This window comes from Halarchaeum acidiphilum MH1-52-1 (assembly GCF_000474235.1).
Lineage (GTDB): Archaea > Halobacteriota > Halobacteria > Halobacteriales > Halobacteriaceae > Halarchaeum > Halarchaeum acidiphilum.
In genome coordinates this window covers 22,271-29,116 of the sequence record NZ_BATA01000029.1, presented here as the reverse complement: position 1 = coordinate 29,116, position 6,846 = coordinate 22,271, and the positions used below count along the sequence as shown (strand labels likewise).

Below are 6,846 nucleotides of genomic sequence, written 5' to 3'. Positions count from 1 at the left end.
GTACCGAGGCGGCCCTCAGCGTGGGGACGCGACGACCGCGAGGTGATCGTCGTGATAGGGTTCGAGGCGCGCGCGATCCAGCACCTCGTAGGTCTCGCGCAGTTCGTCGAGCACGTCGGCGAAGACGTCCTCGGGGTCGGCGGTGACGTCCTCGCTCCGGGCCTTGATCGCGAGCACGAGTCGGCCCTCGGGCGCGAGGAAGCGCGCGTTCTCGACGGCGACGCGCGCCTGTCCCCGCGTCGCGACGTCCTGCACGAGGCAGTCGAGGTCGGTCTCGACGACGTGCGCGTACGTCTCTGGCTTCCGGGCGTCCTTCAGGAGCGGGAAGAGGGTTCCCCTGCTCTCGCAGACGTCGAGCAGGTCGCGCGCGGAGCGCGGCGCGAACTCGACGGCGTACGTCGGTCCCGCGACGTCCGCGACGTGGCTCACCGTCGTGCCGTTCGCCGCGCCGAGGTAGAGCACCGAATCGCCCCCGGAGAGTCCCGTCTCCAAGCCCTTCTCGATGGTCGCGCCGAGCTTCGAACGATGCGGGTCCCAGCGCCGCCACTCGCCGTCCGTCGGCTCGCCGTACACCGGTTCGCCGCGCGTCGCGAGCGCGGGACCATCACCGAAGTCACGTCGCGCGACGCCCTCGGGGAGACCGTCACTCATCGTCGCTCCCCTCGTCGTCGTCGCGACGCGCTCGGATGGTCGCGATCCGGTCGTCGAGTTCCGCCTCGATCGCCGGCCGGTAGTCGCCCGCGTAGTGGTCGATCCGCGCGCCGATGGTCAGTTTGCCGGCGAGCGCGCGCGCGGCCGATCCGCGCTCGTCCGGATGGGTCCCCCGGACGTACTCGTGGGTGTAGATGACGCCGTGCTTCGGGGAGGGAGCGTTCCCGCGGAGGTGCGCGAAGAGCGCGTCCTCCGCGCCGAGGACCTGCACGGTGCCGGAGGGCATCTTCGCGAGATCGCCGAGACCGCCGGCGAGATCGATCAGTCGCGCCGCGAGGATCGGTCCCGCCATCGACGCGAGGTTCGGCGCCACCGTCGGCACCATCCGTTCGAGGAAGTCGCGTTCGGCGTCGCGCTCGTCCGCGAGCGCGACGACCCGTTCGGCGAGCGAGACGACGCGCTCCTCGGCGTCCGTCTCGGGCTGGCGCGACGCGACCTCGCGAGCGTACGTCACGCCCGTCCCCGGCTCGTCGTCGAGCGCGCCCGCCCACTCCGCGTGGCGCTCGGCGAGCTCGTTCGTCGCGCTCGCGAGATCGTCCATCGCGCGGATCGCGTGGATCACCTGCCGGTCATCGGCGGACTCGCGCTCGCTGACGGCGCGGCGCGTCGCCGCCACCGTCGCCTCGTGGAGCGCCTCGTAATAGTCGTCGCGGTCCGCCGCGAAGCCGGCGTCGACGGCCCGCTGCGGCCAGTCCGCCGGCGTCTCGCTCCCCCCTTCGCGGATTGCGGAGGCGGCGGCGCCGGTGTCGCCGCGCTCCACGCTGGCGAACCAGCCCGCGTCACTCGCGGGTGTCTGCTCACTCATGGGCGGATTAGGCCGCCCGATCGTATAGGCGTTCCCGAACGCGGGGAGAGAGCGGGCCTACTCGTGGGTGATCTTCCGGACGCGTCCCTCCGCGCCGGACTTCAGCTTGACGACGGTGCCCTCGGGATCGGCCTCCTCGACGACGGCGCCGACCTCGCCGACGATCGGCTCCTTGCCCTCGCCCTGCTCGATCTCGACGGTCATTCCCTTATCGAGCTGTCGCGGCTCCGGATAGTCCGGGAGTTCTGGCATAGGTGTGGGTGTCGCGCGGCCCCGGCAAAGGCGTGGCGGCCGGCTTTTTGCCCGCGCGGGTCGTCGCCCCCGCCATGGACGACTCGGACGAGGCATCGGAGGCGGGCGCCGACGTCTCCGGCCTCATGGACGATCTCGAAGCGCTGGAGGCGCACGTCGAGAGCGAGGCGGGCCGCGAGGCCGTCGCGGAGGCGATGGAGACCGCGAGCGGGCTCGGGCAGCGGCGCGGGACGTTCGGGCGCGTCATCCACGGCTTCGATCGCGCGGACGCCGCCGAGGCCGCCCTCGGGAGCGTGCTCTTCGCGATCCCGATGGTCGTCGAGAGCGGGACGCACGACATCGGCGTCTACGTCTCGACGCACGCCGGGAGCCTCGTCGGGACGCTTCTCGCCACCGTCGCGATGGTGTACGGCATCCTCTACGTCGCCGACATTCAGGACGTCCGCGTGAAAGACCCGATCCTCGGGATCGTCTCGCGACGCCTCGCTGGCGTCGTCACCATCTCGATCGGCGTCACCGTCGTCCTCTTCACCGGGTGGGGACAGGTCGACTGGACGAACGACCCGTGGACGGCCGCGTGCATCGTCGCCGTCGCGTGGGCGCCCACGGCCGTCGGCGCCGCGCTCGGCGACATCCTCCCCGGATCGTAGCGGGGCGTGTGGTGCGGAGAAGGCTAGCGTTCGCGCGGATCGCGTTTTCGCGTTACCGCGACGGCGAGCGATTCGCGTTTTCGCGTTCGCGTCCCTCCGCGCCTCCCGCCGGTCGGCTCGGATTCAGTCGTCCGCGGGCGCTTCCGCGCTCCCCTCGACCTCGCCCGCCGACGGCACCTCGCTTTCGAGGTACTCGTCGGCGTCGAGAGCGGCCTTACAGCCCATGCCGGCCGCGGTGACGGCCTGCTGGTAGTGGTAGTCGACGACGTCGCCGGCGCCGAAGACCCCCTCGACGGCCGTCGCGGTCTGGCCGCCGCCGTGGCCGCCGGCGGTCTGGATGTATCCCTCCTCGTCGAGTTCGACGCCCGTGTCCGCGAGGTAGTCCGTATTCGGCGTATGGCCGATGGCGACGAAGAACGCGCCGACGTCGAGGGCGAGGTCCTCGACGTCCTCGCCGGCGGCCCGTCGCTCGCGCGGGTGGCCCTCGGGGTGGTGGACGAGATCGACGGATTCGACGCCGTCCTCCGGGCTTCCGTGGATCTCGGTCGCCTCGGTGTTCCAGCGGACCTCGATGTCCCCCTCATCGACGTGCTCCTGCACGCGGTCCTCCCAGTAGTCCTCCGCGCGGAGTTCGTCGCGGCGGTGGACGAGGTAGACGGTCTCCGCGAACTTCGTGAGGAAGACCGCCTCCTCCGCGGCGGCGTCGCCCCCGCCGACGACGACCATGTCCTCGCCGCGGAAGAACGCGCCGTCACACGTCGCGCACGTCGAGACGCCGTACCCCATCAGTTCGTCCTCACCGGGGATGCCAAGCGTTCGGGCGGACGCGCCCGAGGCGGCGATGACGGCGTCGGCGGTGTAGACGTCGCCGTTCTCCAGCGTGACGCGGAAGGGGCGCTCGGAGTCATCGACGGAGGCGACGATGCCGTGCTCGATCTCGGCGCCGAAGCGCGTCGCCTGCTCTTTCATGTCGTTGACGAGCGTCGTGCCGTTGATGCCCTCGGGGAAGCCGGGGTAGTTCTCGACCTCGCTCGTGAGGGTGAGCTGGCCGCCGGGCTCGTCGCCCTCGAAGAGCAGCGGATCGTCGTCGGAGCGCGCCGCGTAGATGCCGGCGGTGAGCGCCGCGATACCCGTGCCGGTGACGATCAGATCGCGGTGCTCGACGATCTCGTCGTCGCGCTCCGTCGCGATGCCGAGCTTCTCGTCGAGTTCGCCCGTCGCGTCGAGCGCGGACGTGTCGTCCCAGCCGCCGATGAGTTCGTCGTCGATGAAGACCTCGGGCGCCGTCTCCCGGCCGTTCGCGCGCTCTTTCATCTCCTCGAAGCGCTCCTCGTCGCCCGTGACGTTGTACGTCACGTAGTCGACGCCCTTCGCATCGAAGAGGTCCTTGGCCTTCTCGCAGTACGGGCAGTCCGTCTTCGTGTAGATTTCCACGCGGGGCTCGTCGCTCATACGTGATGGGAGGGGATTCAGGGGTTTGTAGGTTGCGCCACCCGGGAGGCTGGCCGGCGTCGCGGGCGCGCGAGGAGCTGTCGGACTGGCGGACCTCGCCGTTCACCGCGAGTTCGAGGTCGGGGGGTCGGGAACGACGACACGCTTACCACGGGCGCCGGACCCAGTACGGGTATGCCCGCGGATCTCGCCGAGAAGACGGACCGCTACGAGGGGCTGCTCGCCGAGGCGCTCGCGGCGGCGGAGCCGGTCGCGCCGGAGGGGACGCCGCTCGCCGACGCCGCCGCCGAGTACGAGGAGATGGCCCGCTCGTATCTGGAGGACGGCCGGCACTTCCGCGAGAACGACGATCCGGTGAACGCCCTCGCGTCGTTCAGCTACGGGCACGCGTGGCTCGACGCGGGCGCTCGAATCGGCCTCTTCGACGTCCCGACGGAGGGACACCTCTTCACGGTGTGAGACGGCGACGGACGCCCTCGCGGTCGAACGGCCACCACAGTTACACGAGAGGCGCCGAATAGATCGGAGCGCATGAAGCACGACGAGTTCGTCGGCGACGTGCAGCATCGACTCGAACTGGCATCCCGCGGAGAGGCCATCAGAGCGACGCGTGCAGTACTGGAGACGCTCGCTGAGCGCCTGCAGGCCGACGAGGCCGCCGACCTCGCCGGGCCGCTCCCCATGGAGATCGACCGCTTCCTCCACGAGGCCGACTCCGGTCAGATCTTCGATTTCGACGAGTTCGTTGCGCGCGTCTCTCAGCGTGCTCGCGTCGAGCCCGCGGACGCGGTCTTCTACGCGAAGGTCGTCGTGGACGTCGTCGAGGACAGCGTGCCGGACACGGAGCTCGACGACGTCACCGCCCAGCTCCCCGACGAGTACGACGAGCTCTTCCAGCTCCTCGAAGACGACTCGTACTACTGACCCACACCCGCCAGTACCTTTTTTCGTCGGCCCGTACAGAGATCTGGTATGCCGAACGAGGCGTACGTTCAACTGCTGTGTCCCGACTGCACCAAGCACTGGGAAGAGTCGCCGACCGACCTCCCGACACCCGATGAGGAGTTCGACTGTCCGGACTGCGGGGCGACCTCCCGGACGAGCGAGTTCATGCGCACCGATCGCGATCTGGAGAACCTAAAGCGCCTGCAGACCTGATCCGCGCCCGCCGTCTCAGACGGCGGTTCGCGCGCCACAGGCGTCACACTTCAGCCGCGTGACGTCGTCTTCCTCCACGAGGTTCGTGTCCGGCAGTCCGCACTCCGGACAGCGGACGTACCGCTCGACGTAGTCGTCGAGCGCCTCGGCGATGCGGTCGGCGTCGAACTCACCGGTGAGCCGCACGCGGCCGTTCTCGTCGATCTGTGCGGCGGTCCCGAGGTCGTTCTGGATGAACTGGAGGACGTGACGCTGCTCGCGGTCGAGTCGGTCGAGCGTCGCCGGGAAGTTCTCGTAGACCGTGAAGTTGCCCTCGGTGCGGACGTTCGGGTCCGGGACGTCGAATCGCGACTCTTCGGCGTCGATCTCGGATTTCTCCGCCATCGCCCGATCGAGCTGCTCGTCGTATCCCATGAGGGAACAGAAACGGCGGCGGCCTAAAAGCGTTTCAGCCCGAACCGCGAGAGACGCGTGGCGCGTTCTATCCCCTGAAAATCCGTGTGTTAACGGTTCTCAAGATAATACTATAACCCTCCGGACGATAGGATGTGGTGTCATGAAGAAACAGGAGCTCATCCACCTTCACGGGCTTCTCGCAGAGGTAGGCAACTACTACGCGAAGTGTGAGGGCGAGACCTCTCTGGATCTCGACGAGTACGAGGAACTGGGCATTCGACCGACGTCGATTCACAAGTCGAAGACCGACCACAAGACCGCTGTTTTCGCGCTGGCCGACGACATCACGACCGCGATGGACTCCGAGGAGGGCACGGAGAAAGTCGCGGCGCAGGCCGACTGAAACCCGACGACGAGCCGGGTCCGTATCCGTACGACACCGCGTAGCCGCGGCGCTGTCTATCGAAACCGACACGCTTTGGCCACAGCAGAGCGGAGCCTCCATCGATGCGAACCGGTTCGGTGCCGCTCACCGACCTCGCCGGCGGCTTCGACCTGCAGGCGACCCTCGAGAGCGGCCAGACCTACCTCTGGACCCGTGAGGACGGCGCGACGTACGCCGCGGACGGCGCTCGCGGTGGCGACGCGTGGTACAGCACCGTCGTCGACGGCGAGGTGCTCCGCGTCCGCCAGCGCGAGGGCGTCCTCGACTGGGAGAGCACGACGGACGCCGAATCGCTCCTGTTCGACCTCCTCTCGCTCGACGACGACCTCCGCGCGATTCGCGACGCGGCGAGCGACGACGCGCTGATCCGCGAGGCCTACGAGCGCTACTGGGGGCTTCGGATCGTGCGCGATCCCTTCTTCGGCTGTCTCGTCTCCTTCATCTGCTCGGCGCAGATGCGCGTCGCGCGGATCTTCGCGATGCAGGAGGCCCTCCGCGAGACGTACGGCGAGGAGATCGCGTTCGACGGCCGGACGTATCACGCGTTCCCGACGCCCGCGGCGCTCGCGGACGCGAGCGAGGCCGACCTCCGCGATCTGAGCCTCGGCTATCGCGCCCCGTACGTCGTTCGGACGGCGGAGCTGGTCGCCTCGGGCGAGCTGACGGAGGCGGACGTCAGACGCGAGGACTTGGAAGCCACCCGCGACGCCCTCAAGGGGTACGTCGGCGTCGGCGACAAGGTCGCGGACTGCGTCGCGCTCTTCTCGCTGGGCTGTCGCGACGCCGTCCCGCTCGACACGTGGATTCGCACGGCCATCGACGAGTATTATCCCGACTGTGCGAAGGGGACCTACGCCGAGACGTCGCGCGCCATCCGCGAGGCGTTCGGGCCGAACGCGGGCTACACGCAGACGTACGTCTTCAATCACCTCCGGAGTCAGTAGCGACGCTCGCGAACCGTCGACGCCGCCGCGTGT

Annotated in this window: 11 protein-coding genes; 6 read left to right on the top strand and 5 right to left on the bottom strand. The window is 69.2% G+C overall.

The window, feature by feature from the left end; genetic code table 11:
• Positions 1 to 15 precede the first annotated feature (15 nt).
• Genes AOZ13_RS06955 through AOZ13_RS06945 form a run of 3 tightly spaced genes read right to left on the bottom strand, consistent with a single transcriptional unit; the run spans position 16 to position 1,768 of the window.
• On the bottom strand, positions 16 to 651 hold the full coding sequence (locus AOZ13_RS06955; RefSeq protein ID WP_020221404.1) for a fibrillarin-like rRNA/tRNA 2'-O-methyltransferase: 636 nt from the start codon (positions 649 to 651) through the stop codon (positions 16 to 18).
• Entirely contained in the window at positions 644 to 1,516 is an 873-nt protein-coding gene (locus AOZ13_RS06950; protein WP_021780174.1) for an NOP5/NOP56 family protein, read from the bottom strand. Before AOZ13_RS06950 ends, AOZ13_RS06955 begins: the two co-directional genes overlap by 8 nt.
• Before the next feature lie 57 nt (positions 1,517 to 1,573).
• A complete protein-coding gene (locus tag AOZ13_RS06945) occupies positions 1,574 to 1,768 on the bottom strand; it encodes a hypothetical protein (protein ID WP_020221331.1) in 195 nt (64 codons plus the stop codon).
• A 74-nt stretch (positions 1,769 to 1,842) separates the two neighbouring features.
• On the opposite strand from AOZ13_RS06945, the gene AOZ13_RS06940 reads away from it, so the two are divergent.
• On the top strand, positions 1,843 to 2,418 hold the full coding sequence (locus AOZ13_RS06940; RefSeq protein ID WP_020221332.1) for a hypothetical protein: 576 nt from the start codon (positions 1,843 to 1,845) through the stop codon (positions 2,416 to 2,418).
• 123 nt (positions 2,419 to 2,541) lie between these two features.
• On the opposite strand, the gene AOZ13_RS06935 is transcribed toward AOZ13_RS06940, so the two are convergent.
• Complete coding sequence (locus tag AOZ13_RS06935; protein WP_020221333.1) at positions 2,542 to 3,870, bottom strand: FAD-dependent oxidoreductase; 1,329 nt, start codon at positions 3,868 to 3,870, stop codon at positions 2,542 to 2,544.
• 174 nt (positions 3,871 to 4,044) lie between these two features.
• Between AOZ13_RS06935 and AOZ13_RS06930 the strand changes: the two genes are divergently transcribed.
• The 3 genes from AOZ13_RS06930 (at position 4,045) to AOZ13_RS06920 (ending at position 5,028) form a co-directional block, all read left to right on the top strand.
• Entirely contained in the window at positions 4,045 to 4,329 is a 285-nt protein-coding gene (locus AOZ13_RS06930; RefSeq protein ID WP_020221334.1) for a DUF357 domain-containing protein, read from the top strand.
• Positions 4,330 to 4,401: 72 nt separating this feature from the next.
• On the top strand, positions 4,402 to 4,794 hold the full coding sequence (locus tag AOZ13_RS06925; protein WP_020221335.1) for a DUF2267 domain-containing protein: 393 nt from the start codon (positions 4,402 to 4,404) through the stop codon (positions 4,792 to 4,794).
• Positions 4,795 to 4,842: 48 nt separating this feature from the next.
• The gene (locus AOZ13_RS06920) at positions 4,843 to 5,028 is read left to right on the top strand and encodes a DUF7836 family putative zinc-binding protein (RefSeq protein ID WP_020221336.1); all 186 of its coding nucleotides are present in this window, start codon (positions 4,843 to 4,845) and stop codon (positions 5,026 to 5,028) included.
• A gap of 15 nt (positions 5,029 to 5,043) precedes the next feature.
• On the opposite strand, the gene AOZ13_RS06915 is transcribed toward AOZ13_RS06920, so the two are convergent.
• Positions 5,044 to 5,442 carry a translation initiation factor IF-2 subunit beta gene (locus AOZ13_RS06915; protein WP_020221337.1) on the bottom strand — a complete coding sequence of 133 codons (399 nt, stop codon included), beginning with the start codon at positions 5,440 to 5,442 and terminating at the stop codon, positions 5,044 to 5,046.
• A 142-nt stretch (positions 5,443 to 5,584) separates the two neighbouring features.
• On the opposite strand from AOZ13_RS06915, the gene AOZ13_RS06910 reads away from it, so the two are divergent.
• Positions 5,585 to 5,827, top strand: a complete 243-nt coding sequence (locus tag AOZ13_RS06910) for a UPF0058 family protein (protein WP_020221338.1) — start codon at positions 5,585 to 5,587, stop codon at positions 5,825 to 5,827.
• Between the two features lie 104 nt (positions 5,828 to 5,931).
• Positions 5,932 to 6,813, top strand: a complete 882-nt coding sequence (locus AOZ13_RS06905; protein ID WP_049933943.1) for a DNA-3-methyladenine glycosylase family protein — start codon at positions 5,932 to 5,934, stop codon at positions 6,811 to 6,813.
• Positions 6,814 to 6,846 lie beyond the last annotated feature (33 nt).